Source organism: Candidatus Poribacteria bacterium (assembly GCA_016866785.1).
Lineage (GTDB): Bacteria > Poribacteria > WGA-4E.
In genome coordinates this window covers 1-14755 of sequence record VGLH01000102.1, presented here as the reverse complement: position 1 = coordinate 14755, position 14755 = coordinate 1, and the positions used below count along the sequence as shown (strand labels likewise).

General features: G+C 65.3%; 13 protein-coding genes and 1 tRNA gene. 3 read left to right on the top strand and 11 right to left on the bottom strand.

From position 1 onward, the window contains the following. The coding region (locus FJZ36_13895) for a hypothetical protein (protein MBM3215997.1) at positions 1-2392 on the top strand (2392 nt) is incomplete at its 5' end. Between the two features lie 68 nt (positions 2393-2460). Here FJZ36_13895 and ald read toward each other — a convergent pair. The 6 genes from ald to FJZ36_13865 all read right to left on the bottom strand — a co-directional run bounded on the left by ald (position 2461) and on the right by FJZ36_13865 (position 8747). Next, on the bottom strand, positions 2461-3579 hold the full coding sequence (gene ald / locus FJZ36_13890) for an alanine dehydrogenase (GenBank protein MBM3215996.1): 1119 nt from the start codon (positions 3577-3579) through the stop codon (positions 2461-2463). 9 nt (positions 3580-3588) lie between these two features. Next, positions 3589-5433: a long-chain fatty acid--CoA ligase gene (locus tag FJZ36_13885; protein MBM3215995.1), complete on the bottom strand. Its 1845-nt coding sequence runs from the start codon at positions 5431-5433 to the stop codon at positions 3589-3591. Between the two features lie 19 nt (positions 5434-5452). Beyond that, entirely contained in the window at positions 5453-5782 is a 330-nt protein-coding gene (locus tag FJZ36_13880) for a DMT family protein (protein MBM3215994.1), read from the bottom strand. Between the two features lie 35 nt (positions 5783-5817). Beyond that, on the bottom strand, positions 5818-6876 hold the full coding sequence (locus FJZ36_13875) for a right-handed parallel beta-helix repeat-containing protein (protein ID MBM3215993.1): 1059 nt from the start codon (positions 6874-6876) through the stop codon (positions 5818-5820). Further along, entirely contained in the window at positions 6780-7538 is a 759-nt protein-coding gene (locus FJZ36_13870) for a sugar phosphate isomerase/epimerase (protein ID MBM3215992.1), read from the bottom strand. The genes FJZ36_13875 and FJZ36_13870 overlap by 97 nt, the downstream gene beginning before the upstream one ends. A 105-nt stretch (positions 7539-7643) precedes the next feature. Then, the gene (locus FJZ36_13865; protein MBM3215991.1) at positions 7644-8747 is read right to left on the bottom strand and encodes a Gfo/Idh/MocA family oxidoreductase; all 1104 of its coding nucleotides are present in this window, start codon (positions 8745-8747) and stop codon (positions 7644-7646) included. 81 nt (positions 8748-8828) lie between these two features. On the opposite strand from FJZ36_13865, the gene FJZ36_13860 reads away from it, so the two are divergent. Next, positions 8829-9551 carry a hypothetical protein gene (locus tag FJZ36_13860; GenBank protein ID MBM3215990.1) on the top strand — a complete coding sequence of 241 codons (723 nt, stop codon included), beginning with the start codon at positions 8829-8831 and terminating at the stop codon, positions 9549-9551. 35 nt (positions 9552-9586) lie between these two features. On the opposite strand, the gene FJZ36_13855 is transcribed toward FJZ36_13860, so the two are convergent. From FJZ36_13855 to FJZ36_13835, 5 genes are all read right to left on the bottom strand, one after another. Next, positions 9587-9662 (bottom strand) — tRNA-Trp (locus tag FJZ36_13855). A gap of 68 nt (positions 9663-9730) precedes the next feature. Further along, on the bottom strand, positions 9731-11023 hold the full coding sequence (locus FJZ36_13850) for a tetratricopeptide repeat protein (GenBank protein MBM3215989.1): 1293 nt from the start codon (positions 11021-11023) through the stop codon (positions 9731-9733). Positions 11024-11123: 100 nt separating this feature from the next. Further along, positions 11124-12485, bottom strand: a complete 1362-nt coding sequence (locus FJZ36_13845) for a TrpB-like pyridoxal phosphate-dependent enzyme (protein MBM3215988.1) — start codon at positions 12483-12485, stop codon at positions 11124-11126. Between the two features lie 42 nt (positions 12486-12527). Further along, the gene (locus FJZ36_13840; GenBank protein ID MBM3215987.1) at positions 12528-13124 is read right to left on the bottom strand and encodes a TlpA family protein disulfide reductase; all 597 of its coding nucleotides are present in this window, start codon (positions 13122-13124) and stop codon (positions 12528-12530) included. Between the two features lie 29 nt (positions 13125-13153). Then, positions 13154-14257: a D-TA family PLP-dependent enzyme gene (locus FJZ36_13835; GenBank protein ID MBM3215986.1), complete on the bottom strand. Its 1104-nt coding sequence runs from the start codon at positions 14255-14257 to the stop codon at positions 13154-13156. Positions 14258-14371: 114 nt separating this feature from the next. Between FJZ36_13835 and FJZ36_13830 the strand changes: the two genes are divergently transcribed. Continuing rightward, positions 14372-14755, top strand: a 384-nt coding sequence (locus tag FJZ36_13830) for a carbon starvation protein A (protein ID MBM3215985.1), incomplete at its 3' end; no start/stop codon positions are given.

Here is a 14755-nt window from a genome sequence, read left to right as displayed (position 1 = left end):
CGTGAACCAGATCGCCTACGATGCGAAGCTGTATGACATCCTGCCTCATGCGTCGTTCGGCGTGCCGGCGGGAGGCGTGCAGGGCATCGCCATCGACTTCGCGACGATCCCGATCGGTTCGGCGTCCGATCCCATCCGTGTGCCGATCACCGTGACGAACCTCGGAGCCGACGCGGTCGATGTGGGCGCGTCCACGTCCGTCTTCACGATGTTCCCGACGTCCTTCACGGTCGATCCGGGAGCCGCGCGAACGGTTCAGGTGCTCTTCCCGCCGGTCGACGTGCTGGGGAGCATGTCCGGCGACGAGAACCTGGGCATCATGCTGGCGAACACGGCGGGCGGAACCACGCCGGTCTTGGTCGATGTGAGCGTCGGCGCGATCACGCAGGCTCCGTTGCCCATTTCGGTTATCAGCGTCTATCCGCATCAGTTCCGTCAGATCGACTTAGACGGAGGGCCCGTAACGGTCGCCGTGGAACTGGCAGACGTGTTCCAGGCGGAAAGCGTGACGCAGGTCGAGCTCTCGTCGGGGACGAGCGCGTTCACGCTGCCGGTCGCGCACGAGCCGGGCGGCTCGTCGGTGACGTTCGCCGTCTCCGGCGAGGACGTCGCAGGCATCTATGGACGGTACCGCCTGTCGGTCGTCCCGTACGGCGCGGGCGGGGTCGGCGTCCCGGTTCCGACCGATTCTGCCCTCTACATCGGCGCGTTGGTCGAAGAGGCTTGGCTCGCCAAGCTGACGTTGACCACGGGCAGCGGCAGCGCATCGGTCGATTTCGGTTCCGCCCTGAACACGTCGGACGCCTTCGTGACCGGCGAGGATTCGCCGCAGCCGCCTCCGAGTCCCGCAGCGCCCTACATGACGTTGCGACTCGGCGAGACTGCGCTGCGCCGCGACATCCGCGCAGTCCCCGAGACGGGACGGATGGCGTGGAACCTGGAGGTCACGGTTCCTGCCAGCGAGAGCGGCTTGCTGGCGTGGTCGGGTCTGGACGCGATCCTGCCCTACTATGACAACGCGTTCATCGAGCAAGCCGGCAAGGCGATGGACCTGCGGACGCACGCGTCGATGACGCTTGCGCCGGGGACGTACATCTCCCTGCTGGTGGTGGAACAGGCGCGTCCGAAGGAGCTGATCGCCACGCTGTCCTCTGGCGCGATCGGCTGGAGCATGTTCTCCATACCGGGTGAGGCTTCCGTGGGTTCACCGGAGGCGCTTGGAACGTATGACGTCAGCACGGTCTACGGGTGGGACGACGCGTCTCAGATGTACGTTCCGATGCGAGGCGCTGAACTGGTGTCACCGATCACCGAAGGCTACTTCATCCACCGTGACGCCGCGCTGGGCGCACGCGAAATCCTCGTCATGGTGAACGTGGACGCTCCGTCGGCGCGAGCCACCGAGGTCACGATGTACCCGGGTTGGAACCTCATCGGCGTCCCGTACGGCGGCGCTCCGGTGAGCGTGTTCGGCGTCGGCGTTGACGAGATCTACGAGTGGACGACGGACGGCTACATCCCGGTTCCGCTGACGGCGACGCTGGAGCCGTTCAAGTCCTACTGGATGTACAACCACGATGCGACTCCACGCACCGTGCTCGTGGTTCAGCCACGCCATCGAGGAACGATCGCGGGTAACGTCCTCGACGATCCAGGCACGATTCCGACCGCGCCGCAGACGATGGTCAAGCCGACGTGGTCGACGTCGCTGACGCTGGTCGACGCGTCGGGCAAGGAGTATCGGGTCACGGTCGGCGCCAATGCGACATCGAAGTCGGGATATGACATGACCGACGCGCCGATGCCGCCAGCGCCGCCGGTCCGCGATGTCGCCGAGTTCTTCGCCACGACGCCGGACGGGTCGGGCCCGCGCCTGTCGCGCGACTACGAACCCATCGTCGACCGTCAGGGGCAGTGGACGCTGAAGGCGGTTCTGCCAGCCCCTGCGACGATCCGCTGGGATGGACTGACGCTGGCGCCGGGCTACAGGCTCGTTCTGGACGTCGGTGACGTCGGCTACAACCTGCTGACGAAGGGCGAGACGCAGTTGCCGGCTGGCTCGCACGAGTTGCGGGTGCGCTTCCACTGGTCCGCACCCAGCATGACGCGCGCGCTGGTCAACTTCCCGAACCCCTTCAACCCGGAAACGTGGATCCCGTTCGAGCTGACGGACGGCTCCGACGTGCGCATCTCCATCTTCGACGTGGCGGGCAGCAACGTCCGCACGCTCGACCTGGGCTACCGGGACGCCGGCTACTACACGTCACGTGGCGAAGCCGCTTACTGGGATGGCAGGAACGAGCTCGGCGAGCGTGTCGCCAGCGGCGTCTACATCTACGAGTTCCGAGCCGGGACGTATCGTACGGTTCGGCGGATGCTGATCCTCAAGTAGAGGATCGGTTGGTCGACGGGAAATAGCAGGGCGGGGTCTTCGGACCCCGCCCTTCTTCGTTCCACGTTCTATGCGCCGCCCAGGGCGCCTTCGAGGGGAGCCGGCGCCAAGCCGAACGCGCTCGCCACCCCAGCGTGGGCGATCCGTCCTTCGACGACGTTCAGACCGCGCGCCAGAGCGGCGTCTGCCCGCATCGCCTTCCGCCATCCCGACGCGGCGAGCCGTCGAGCGTACGGAAGCGTGACGTTGGCGAGCGCGTAGGATGACGTGCGACCGACCGCTCCGGGCATGTTCGTCACGGCGTAGTGCACGACGCCGCTGGTGACATACGTGGGGTCGTGGTGGGTCGTCGGGCGCGTCGTCTCGATGCAGCCGCCCTGGTCGACGGCGACATCGACGATCACCGCGCCGGGCTTCATCTCCGCGACCATCGCGGCGGTGACGATGTTGGGCGCGCGCGCACCCGGGATGAGCACGGCTCCGATCAGCAGATCGGCTCGCGGAACCATCCGCCGGACGCTGTGCGGATCCGAGTAGAGCGTCGTCACGTTGGCGGGAAGGATGTCGTCGAGATATCGCAGGCGGTCGAGGTCGATGTCCAGAACCGTGACGTTCGCGCCGAGCCCGGCGGCGACCTTCGCCGCGTTCGTGCCGACCACTCCCCCGCCGATGATCACCACGTCCGCTGGTGCGACGCCCGGCACGCCTCCCAGCAGGATGCCGCGACCCATCATCGGACGCTCGAGGTACTTCGCCCCCTGCTGGATCGCCATCTTGCCGGCGACCTCGCTCATCGGCGTGAGCAAGGGCAGATCACCGTCGTCCGTCTGGATCGTCTCGTAGGCGACGCAGACGACGCCGCGTTCCAGCATCGCCTTCGTCAGGGGCTCGTTCGCAGCGAAGTGGAAGTACGTGAACACGACCTGCCCGTGGCGCACGAGGTCGTATTCCTCCGGCTGCGGTTCCTTGACCTTGATGACCATGTCCGCGTCGAACGCGTCCTCGGCGTGTCGTACGATCATCGCGCCTGCCGAGCGGTACTCCTCGTCGGCGATACCGCTCCCCAGCCCGGCGCCTGTTTCAACGACGACCGCATGCCCATCGTGAGTCAGGAGCTCGACGCCCACCGGCAGCACGGACACTCGGTACTCGTCGGACTTGACCTCTTTGGGAACGCCGATTCGCATCATCTTTCCTCAGTCAACGCCAGCGTAAAGATCGGCGATCTGGTCGGCGTACGCTGCGAGGACTTCGCGCCGTTTCACCTTGAGCGTCGGCGTCAGTTCCCCGGATTCGATCGTGAACTCCCGATCGGCGATCAGCAGGATGCGCACCTTCTCGAAGTCCGCGAGGTCGGGCGTGAGGCGATCCACTTCTTGCCGATACAGCTTGCGAACCGAGGGATGAGCCACCAAAGCGGCTCGGTCGGACGGCAGTTCCTGTTGCTGCGCGTGCTCCTCCAGAGCTGGAAACGAAGGCACGATGAGCGCTCCGGCGACCTTCTGCGCGTCGCCGAAGACGACCGCCTCGGCGATGTAGGTACTCGCTTTGAGGGCGTTCTCGATGGGCTCCGGCGCGACGTACTTGCCGTTGGAGAGCTTGATCAGGTTCTTCTTCCGACCGGTGATGCGGAGGAATCCATCGGGATCGAGCTCGCCCAGGTCTCCGGTGTGGAACCAGCCGTCGGGATCGAGAACGGCGACGGTCTCCTCCGGCAGCTTGAAATAGCCCTGCATGATGTGGCGACCTCGAGACAGAATCTCGCCGTCGTCCGCGATGCGGACCTCCACGCCGTTGATGGCGGGACCGACGGTCCCGAAGCGGAAGTTCCGCTCCCGGTTCACGCTGATGACCGGCGAGGTCTCGGTCAGCCCGTAGCCTTCGAGGATGAGAATGCCGGCGGCGTGGAAGAACTCCGCCGTCGATCTGGCGAGCGGAGCTCCGCCGCTCACGAAATAGCGCAGGCGTCCTCCCACGGTGTCTTGCAGCTTGTGGAACACGAGCTTCTGGGCGATGGCGTGCTTGGCGGAAGCGATCGGTCCCAGCCAGCTCTTGTCCTGGACGGCGCGACTCTTGCGGCGTCCCTGAGCCATCGCCCAGTGGAAGATCCGCTGACGCGCGGCAGGCGCCGACTCGATGCTCTTCAGGATGCGCTCCTGAAGGCTCTCGTAGAACCGTGGCACGCACGCCATAACCGTCGGCGACACTTCCTTGAGCTCGTTGACGAGGTAACGAAGACCTCGCGAATACGCGATCGCCGCGCCGGAGTACATGGGCAGGAAGTGACCCGCCATCCGCTCGAAGACGTGGCACAACGGCAGGAACGACAGGAACACGTCGTCCGGCGTGATCTCCAGCGCCTCCAGTCCCGACGCGACGTTCGACAGGAAGTTGTCGTGCGTCAGAATGACGCCCTTCGGATTGCCCGTCGTGCCGGACGTGTAGATGAGCGTCAGCACGTCGGACGGCGTGGCGCTCTCAGAGCGCGCGGTCACCTCTCCCAGCGACGCGGCGTCATTCGCCGCTCCCGCCTCCAGGTCAGCGAGAGAGCGCACCTGAGTCGCTCGCTCGCCCTCGAACGTGTCCATCGAGACGACCAGCTTGAGGTCGGGACAGTCGGAGCGGATTTCGTCGATCTTGTCCGCCTGAGCCGCCGTCGAGACGACGATGCCGCACGCGCCGCTGTCGCGCAGGATGTAGGCGATCTGCACGGCGGGGAGCGTCGGGTAGAGAGGCACCGTGACGATTCCCGCCGACATCGCGGCGTAGTCCGTCAACGCCCACTCCAAGCGGTTCTCGCTGAGGATCGCCAGGCGGTCTCCCGGCGGGAGCCCAAGCGCCACGAACGCGGAGCTCAGCTTCTGGACGCGGACGGCGAAATCGTCATATGTGACCGACTGCCACGCGTTTCCGTCGTGGTATCGCAGGAACTCCCTGCCCGCGTGGCGTTGAGAGGACCGGGCGAATGCGGCGCAGAGCGTGGATACTTCTGGACTGGACACGCGATGCTCCTCTCTCTCCGAATGGCTCACCGCTTCCAGGCGGCATGCGCCGACGCGGCTACCACCGGTGGAACATGAAGAAGACCGCCCCGACGATCATGGCGAACGCTACGGCGTGGTTCCAACGAAGCGCCTCGCCGAGGTAGATCGCCGAGAACGCGGCGAACACGACGAGCGTGATCGCTTCCTGCATCGTCTTGAGCTGAGCGGCGGTGAACTGACCATGACCGTAGCGGTTCGCCGGAACCTGAAAGCAGTACTCGACGAACGCGATCAGCCAACTGACGACGATGACCTTCCAGAGCGCGCTCTGCTTGAATCGGAGGTGACCATACCACGCAGCGGTCATGAAGACGTTGGAGATGGCGAGGAGAATGACGGTTCTCATGCGGGTCGGCGTCGGACTCTCTGCATGAAGCGCGTCTACCGTGTGCGACGGTCTCCCGCCTCCGGGACCGGCGAAGATCGGGCGGAAACGACCTCCTCAACGCCGAACAACTGGGCGCTGTTGACGCTCAGGCTCGTATCGACCGCGATCGGCACGGTTCCGTTGTTGCCCTGGATGAAGTTGTCGGAAAGTCGCCCGCCGTCCTGTACCGCGTAGCCTCCGTTGCGCACGATGTTGTTGCTGTTGACATGCGGCGACGACGCCCCTTGCGACACGATCCCCTGTTGCCGGTTGCTGGCGATCACGTTGCGCGCGATATTTGGCTGGGAACCGTCTTCCGCGACGACCCCGTAGACGTTCCCGATGATCGTGTTGTTGAGGATGTCCGGCGACGCCTGCCTCAGACACCGCACGGCGACGACGTTCGTGCGGAACACGTTGTCCTCGACCGTTGGTGACGCGGCTTCGACCGTGACCGCAGCGCCCGTGTTGTCGCTGAACTGCGAGAACGTCACGCCCACGGCGCTGGATCGTATGTGAAGCCGCGTCTCGTATTGGAACTGCCCGTATGAAACCCGTCCGGCGCTGCCCGGCTCGAAGAGCACGCCGTGCCATGCCTTCGTTCTCGCGTCCGCTGCGAAGAAGACGGAGCGCTGGAAGTCGCCTTGAGCATAGAACGCCCCCTCCACGACGATCTTCGACGAGGGCTCTGAGTCCGTGGCGAACAGGATTCGCGCGTTCGGCTCCACGGTGACGGTTCTGCCCTCCGGCACGAACACCTCGCCGCGCACGAGGATCGCCCCGGACCACACTTCATCGGCGGCGATGGTTCCCGACTTGGTGACGGTCGATTCAGCCCGGACGTTCGGGTCGCTGGGGTCCTCCCATTCCTCGGCGCTGGGCAAGGGCTGCGGCGCGGCGCACCCCGTTGCAGCCGCCACAACGAAGGCGCAGCAGCCTGCCGCAACCCATGCCCACAGAGCTCGGCGGAACCGTGTCACGAAAGCTTGCCCATTTTGCGCAGGTTGTCGCAGCTCAGCCGCGCGCTCTCGATGGGAGGACGCTTGCAGGTGTCCTGCTCGACGAGATACCACTCCGCCCCGCCATCCTCGGCGGCAGCGAAGATACCCTTCCAGTCGAGCGTTCCTTCGCCCACTTCGGCGAACGAGCCGTCCGCCTTGTCCCAGTCCTTGAGGTGGATCAGCGGCGCTCTGCCCTTCATCTTGCGGATGTAGGCGGCGGGGTCGGCCCCGCCGTGACGCACCCAGTACGTGTCGAGCTGCGCCTTCAGGTATCGTGGGTCCGAGTTCTCGTACAGGATGTCGAGACCGTACTTGCCATCGAACTGCTGGAACTCGAACGAGTGATTGTGGTAGCAAAAGACGATCCCGTGCGCCGCGAGCTTCTCGCCGATGCCGGACATGATCCCGGCGACGCGCTTCCAGCCGTCGGCGTCTCGTCGTCGTTCCTCGGCGAGGTAGGGAACCGTGATGAACTTCGTCCCCAGCGTCTGAGACAGCTCGATGGCGGCGTTCAGGTCCTTCTCGAGTGCTTCCAGGTTGTAGTGCCCGCCAGGGGTCTTCAGACCCAGGTCGTCGAGGAGCTTGCGGAGCCCTTCGGCGGTCATCCCCGGAGGAACCGCCGTTTCGACGCCCTCGTAGCCCATCGCGGCGACCTGCTTCACGACGCCGACGAAGTCTTTGGCTGCCTCGTTCCGAACCGTGTAGAGCTGCAATCCGACGAGTGGTCTGGACATCGTGATTCCTTCGCGTGAGGGCTGTCTTCCCGGGCCCAGAGCGGAGACCGCGCGCGAACATGCTAGCACAGCGCCTGGCGGCGCTCAATCGGCGCGCAGACAGGTTCAGCGTCGTCTTGCGGCGCGGTAGTCGGGGACATCCATCGGCACGCCGCAGCGACGGGCGGACTCGTGGGCGAAGACGCCCGGCATCGTCATATCGAGTCCGGCGAAGACGTCGATGGGCATCGGCTCATCCGCTCGAAGCGCGTTCAGGAAATCGGCGATCATGTAGTATTCGCACGTCCCATGTCCACCGGCTCCGGCGCCGTCCGGCGCGTTCGGGTGGTCGTACGAGAACGGGATGTCCGACATGCGCTGGACATCGCCGTCGGTGAAGTGCCCCACGGCGCGCGGCTGGTTGCGCACCGTCTCGACGCTCCCTCGCGTCCCGTAGAGCGAGAAGTAGTGGTGCGACGGTTCCCGCGCCACCTTGAACCCGCAGAGCACCTTGACCAGCGCTCCGTTTTCGAGCGTCACGATGGCGACTTCCATGTCCGGCGCTGGGAACCTCGGATCGGTCTCGGTTCCTGTCGCATGACCCACGACGCGAACGGGTCTCGATCCGGCGAGCGCCAGAATGGGTCCCAGGCTGTGTGTGCAGTAGAAGATGGGCGGCATGGACGCGCGCCAAGTGAGCGTCCCATCGCCGTGCGCCATGATGGACCGGCAGTTGTGGACGTACTCGACCTCGGCGTAGATGATGCGCCCCAGCTCGCCCTGGTCGATACGACGCTGCCAATCGTGGACGAACCACCAGTAGTTCGTGTTCTCGGCGAACATGAAGCGCGCACCGGTCGAGCCCTCGGCGGCGACGACAGCGTCGGCGAGGGCTTGTGCCTGTCGCTGAGCCTCATCGAAGTCGAGCGAGTAGATCATCGGCACTTCACAGAGGACGTGCTTGCCTGCTCGAAGCGCCGCGATGCTCTGTTCCGCATGCTGCATCGGCGGCGACGCGACGACGACGATGTCCAGATTGTGCTCCAGGAACCGGTCGTAGTCGGCGTAGGCAGCCTCCAGCTCCATCCGGGTGGAAGCTCGTTCGCGCGCCGCCGGCGCAGGATCGCACACGGCGACGACCCGCACGCCCTCGAACAGCGACAGGACGTTCGCGTGCGCCATCCCTCGACCGAGCCCGACAACACCAGCCCTGAACGCATCGGCTCCCACGCTGCGGCTCCCTTTCACATCAGGTTGTCGTGCGGTACCCTACGCAACGGGTGGCACATTATCGCAGAAAGGGATCGACCCATGAAGAGACTGGCTCTGGTTGCCGCCATCGGCGCTCTCGCCATCACGGCGTCGGCGATGGCGGCGTCGCTGTCGGACGAGTTCGGCGCCGGCTCGCTCGCGTCGAAGTGGAAGTGGCACAACGAACCGAAGAAGTGGGACCTGGGCAAGACCAAGGCTGGCTGGCTCACCATCGTCGCCGACGTGAACCGGAACCTGTGGACGGCGGATGACGCGTCGCGGCTCTATCAAGAAGTTCCCGACGAGCCCTTCGACGTCGAGACGCGCATGATGGTCGAGTTCGCCGCCAACTCCGTCGTGGCGGGGCTCACAGCGACCAGCGTCAAAGACAATAACTGGGTCACCCTCAAGTTCTGGGGTCACGCAGCCGGGGATGCCCAGTTGCAGTTCCAGACGAAGCAGAACGAGAACGGGAACGGTCTGACGGGGAAGGCTCCCGGCTTCGTCTCGGCTGGAGGCGTCGCTGACCTCCACATGCGTCTGACCAAGAACGGCGCGGAGTACGCAGCCTACTGGAAGATGAAGGAAGGCGACGCCTGGACGAAGGTGGGGCCCACGAACTTCGCGTTGACGCCGCCGCTCCAGGTCAGTGTGTACGGTGGTGTCGACGGCGCTGCCGGCACGATGACGGTGCAGTACGACTACTTGCGGGACAATCTGAACCCGCTGGCGGTTCATCCGGCAGCCAAAGCCGCGACGGTCTGGGCGAACCTGAAGCGCTGAACCGATGCAGGTGATCCGGGCGTGTTCGGTGAGGATGGCAGGCCCAGAGGGATTTGAACCCCCAACCGCCGGTTTTGGAGACCGGTGCTCTACCAATTGAGCTATGAGCCTACGCGCCCATAAGTATACTCAGGCGGATTAGCGTCGGCAACCGATTCGCCGACCGATCGCCGGAACCGTCATTCGAGGGACGGCTCGACCGCATCCGACTCGAGCGACGCGACGATCCCCTGGAAGTCGGGCAGTTCCCGCAGCGGGTCCAAGTCCGGGGACCGCTCCACCGCTTCGAGCAGGCGGATCGTCGGCATCGTATCCGAAGCCCGCGACGCGTCCGCCGCCCGTTCTATCGCCGCAAGGGCTCCAGCCTCGTCGCCGATGCGCGCGCAGCCCCTTGCGATCAGGAACGCGAGCTCGCACTCCTCGCGCAGGACGCGCAGGGCGTCCCAGAACGCCTCCCGCGCAGCGTCCGTGTTGTCCTCACGCTCGTAGAGAACGCCGGTCCGATACAGCGCCGATGCATGGTTCGGGCTCTGCCGCAGCAGATCGTTGTACACTTCGCGCGCTTCATGCAGCCGGTCGAGATCGAACAACGCGTTCGCATAGAGCTCGACGAAGCCCATGTCGGAGGGCATCGCCGCCATCGCCGACCGAGCCGCGTCGGCGGCGGCTTCTGTCATGCCGTGAGCCATGAACAGATGGACAAGCTGCCGAAGCGGCAGTGAGTTGTCAGGATGCTCGGAAGCCTGGGCGCGCAGATGGTCAGCGAGCGCACCGATCCCGAAGTCGACGACGCCTTTGAACGCGTCGGACGCGAGGGCATCGGCGAAGGCAGGATCAGCCTCCACGACGGACAAGAGCTGCGGGTAGCACCCAAACGCCGCGCGCAGCGCTGACGCCGCCTGATCTGGCGCGCCCGTTGAGAGAAACAGCCAGGCGCGCGCGTAGTGCGCCCTTCCGCGCACGTCCTCCGCAGGGCTCTCCGCGGCGAGTCGAGCGTAGACCTCCTGAGCCCCGCTCGTGTCCCTGACGATCTCCAACGCGCCTCCGAGGCTGAAAGCCGCATCCGAATCCTCTGGATGGTTCGCCAGGTGTTCGCGCAGCCGGGCGATCAGCATGCCATAGATGGGCAGAAACGCTGGCGTTTCGCGCATCTCGTCGAACGTCGCGGCGCTGAGCAGGTCGGCGTGGTTCAGGTCGAGGTCGAGCAGCGTCAGGAGGGTCGAGGCGGCTCCATCGGCATCGCCGAGCTGCCCCTGGATCTCCGCGATGGTGCGGAGCAGCGGAGCATCCTCAGGACCGTCGCCGCACGTCGCGCGGTAGACCGCCAAAGCCTCCCGCAGGCGTCCGTCCTCGCGGAGACGGTCACCTTCGAGGATCTGTCGCGATCGCCGCGACCGTTCCGCCCACTTCTGAAGGAACTTCATGGATACGCTCCTCCGCGTCCGATGCGCCCCGGCGACGGCAGACGCCATCGTACCACGGGCTTCCCGAATACGACAATCGCCGCCAGCCGAGCACACGAATCGGGCGGATCATGCGACCCGCCCGATGGTTCACTGAGCCAGGCGACTGCTAACCAGCCTTTGGGAACGCGGAGATCGACTCGAGGCTCTTGCGTAGTTCGCCTTCGGAGAGCGTCGAGTCCTCCAAGCTCCGGCTGAAGTAGGCGTCGTAAGCGGACATGTCGAAGTGACCATGTCCCGACAGGTTGAAGAGGATCGTCTTCTGCTTGCCCTCTTCCTTCGCCTTGCGGGCTTCGTCGATGACTGCCTTCACGGCGTGGTTCGTCTCAGGCGCGGGGATGATCCCCTCGCAGCGGGCGAACAGCACGCCTGCCTCGAAACAGTCGCGCTGTGGAAACGCCTGGGCTTCCACGAGCCCGTCCAGCAGTAGCTGACTCGCCTGCGGAGCGGATCCGTGGTAGCGCAGCCCACCCGCATGGATTCTCGCCGGCACGAACGTGTGTCCGAGCGTGTGCATCGGCATCAGGGGCGTCATGCCGATGGCATCGCCGAAGTCATAGGCGAACTTGCCCTTCGTGAGCGTCGGGCAAGCAAGCGGCTCGACGGCGATGATCCGCATCTTGCGACCGGCGATCTTGTGTCGGACGAAGGGGAACGCGATCCCCGCGAAGTTGCTGCCTCCTCCGAAGCACCCGATCACAACATCCGGCTCAGCATCGGCGAGGGCGAGCTGCTTCTCCGCCTCCAGCCCGATGACGGACTGATGCAGCAGGACGTGGTTCAACACGCTTCCGAGCGAGTATTTCGTGTCGTCGCGACCGGCGGCATCCTCGACAGCCTCCGAGATCGCGATACCGAGGCTTCCGGGCGATTCCGGGTCCTGCTCGAGGATACTCCGACCGGCGTTCGTCTCGTTCGACGGGCTGGCGATGACACGGGCTCCCCAGGTTTCCATCATCGAGCGTCGATAGGGCTTCTGGTGGTAGCTCACCTTCACCATGTAGACCTGGCATTCGAGCCCGAACAGGTTGCATGCCAGACTCAGGGCGCTTCCCCACTGACCTGCGCCGGTCTCGGTGGCGATGCGCTTCGCGCCTTCCTGCTTATTGTAGTAAGCCTGCGCGACGGCGGTGTTGGGCTTGTGGCTTCCGGCAGGGCTGACGCCTTCGTACTTGTAGAAGATGCGCGCCGGCGTATCGAGTTCCTTCTCGAGCCGCGTCGCGCGGAAGAGCGGCGACGGACGCCACAGTCGATAGACATCGCGCACCGGCTCGGGAATCTCGATCCACCGCTCGCGAGACACCTCTTGTTTGATCAACTCCATCGGGAAGAGCGGAGCCAGCATCTCGGGCCCGATGGGCTCTCCGGTTCCCGGATGGAGCGGAGGTTTGGTCGCGTTCGGCATGTCCGCCGCGATGTTGTACCAGTGGGTCGGGATATCGTTCTCACTCAGAACGTACTTGGTCTGCATGGAGCAGCTCCGTGTTGGGTGAACCGAGATCCGGTGCGCCGGCTAGCGAGTCGGCGTGATCGCCGGCAGATGCGACTCGATGTCTGCCTTGTCGTGGTAGCCTTCCAGTCTCTGCACGATCCGACCATTGGGATCGATGAAGAACGTCGTTGGGATGTACTGGATTCCGCCGTAGTCAGCCGCTACCTTCGCCAGCTCGTCGGCGCTCCCGTGCAGTATCGGGTACGGGACTTTCGTCTGCTGGACGAACTGCACCACCTGGTCGCGCTGATCGTCCAGCGAAATGCCGACGACGACGATGCCCTTCTCCTTGTTCGCCTCGTAGATGTCGGCGAAGTGGGGTATCTCCTGCACGCACGGCGCGCACCACGTCGCCCAAAAGTCGAGGATCACGCCCTTGCCGGCGAACGACTTCAAAGACACCGACTCGCCAGCCAGGTTGGTCAGCGTGAAGGCAGGCGCTGCCCCGCTACCAGCCGTGGCGGTGGAGACATCGGTTCCCCGGAGGAGCGATGCGTCCTCCTCCGCCTCAGAGTGGCTAGGAGCCGTCTTCTCGGGGTCTGGCTTCCGGCAGCCCGCGACGAGCGCAAGGCAAACGGCAACAGCGATCAGCGTCAGCAGGTGGCATGAACGATGCATCGAGGTTCCTCTGTGTCGGTTCGCGCGCGCTACGTGCGGTTACGCGCGGCAACCTGCCAGCGGTCTACGGGTCTGCCGCCGTCGATGACGATTGCCTCCTGGTGCAGCGCGACGGTCGGGCAGACGTGTGTGGGGCAAACGAACACGGGATCGCCGACCCGCAAGCCGTGGGTCGCCGAGTCCGTGAGTTCGAGAACCCAGTGCTCCTCGCTCTGACCTCCGAGGCGGACGCCCGGCACGTTCAGCACGATCCCGCGGTCACCGGCGGGATCGGCGGCTATGGCCTTGTGACCCAGATCGATGGTGGCGAACCCAGCCACAGGACGCGAAATGACTCGGCTGAACAGGATCGCCGCCGGCACGAACCCTAGGTCGGGCAGCGTACCCCCGTATCCGCAGTCGTGCAGGATGAACGTTCCCGGCGACGCCTCGACGTCTTCCTGCCGCGCGTAGAAGGGAAACGGAGGAGTCCCGCCCATGACGATACGAGCAACCGGGAGCCCTTCGCCCACCAGCCGGTTCCGCAGCGCTCGAACGGTTTCCAGGCACTCCGTCCCGACCCCATCGCGCTCGGAGACGACCGACGCGCGGTTGTGACCGTCGTATGCGTGCAGACCGCCGGGCTCCAAGCCAGGCAAGTCGGCGATGCGCCGATAGACAGCGGCGGCTTCATCTCCGGGCGCGATACCGGTCCGATGCATTCCCACGTCTAGATCGACCAGAACGTCCACGGTGAGCTCATGGCGGCTCATGACGGAGCTGAGCGCCTCGACAACGGAGACATCGTCTGCGACGCAGCGGAACGTCGTCTCCGGGAAGCGCGCCATCAGCGTGGCGAGCCGCTCCTGGTTCGGGCCCACCATCTGGTAGGCGATCAGTATGTCGGGCGCGCCTTCCTCAGCGAGCATCTCCGCTTCGCGCAGCGTTGCGCACTTGTGCTTGGTCACTCCGGCTGCCTGCACCATGCGGACGAGCTCAGGCGTTTTGTGCGTCTTGACGTGGGGGCGCAACCTGGCGGGGTCCTCGACCAGCGTCAGGGCTCGCCTCAGGTTCGCCTGGATGATTGGCAGATAGAACAGGAGCGACGGACTCGGCAGGGAATCGGGATCGTGGATGGCATAGCGGTCGTCCATACGTCCCCCTCGGGCGCGGCGGCGCAGCGCGATTGCGCCGTCGGAGTCTCGCCGGTAGAATCGCACGGCGCCTACGACCTGTCAAGGGCGAGGCGTGACGAGGGAGGACCCGCTATGAGCTCGCTGCTGGTCGCAGCCTTGGCGTTCGTGGCATACATCGTCGCATACCACACCTACGGCAAGTTCCTGGCGCGCAAGGTCTTCGGTATCGACCCAGCGCGTGTCACACCCGCCCACACGCTCAAAGACGGCACGGATTACGTTCCGACGAAGCGCGAAGTGCTCCTGGGGCACCACTTCACGTCCATCGCGGGAACCGGGCCCATCGTCGGTCCCGCCATCGCGATCATCTGGGGCTGGGTTCCGGCGCTGCTCTGGGTCGTGTTCGGCTCCATCTTCATCGGAGCGGTTCACGACTTCGGAGCGCTCGTGCTGTCCGTGCGGCATCGCGGCACGTCTATCGGCGACCTGGCGGGCACGCTCGTCAATCCGAGGGTG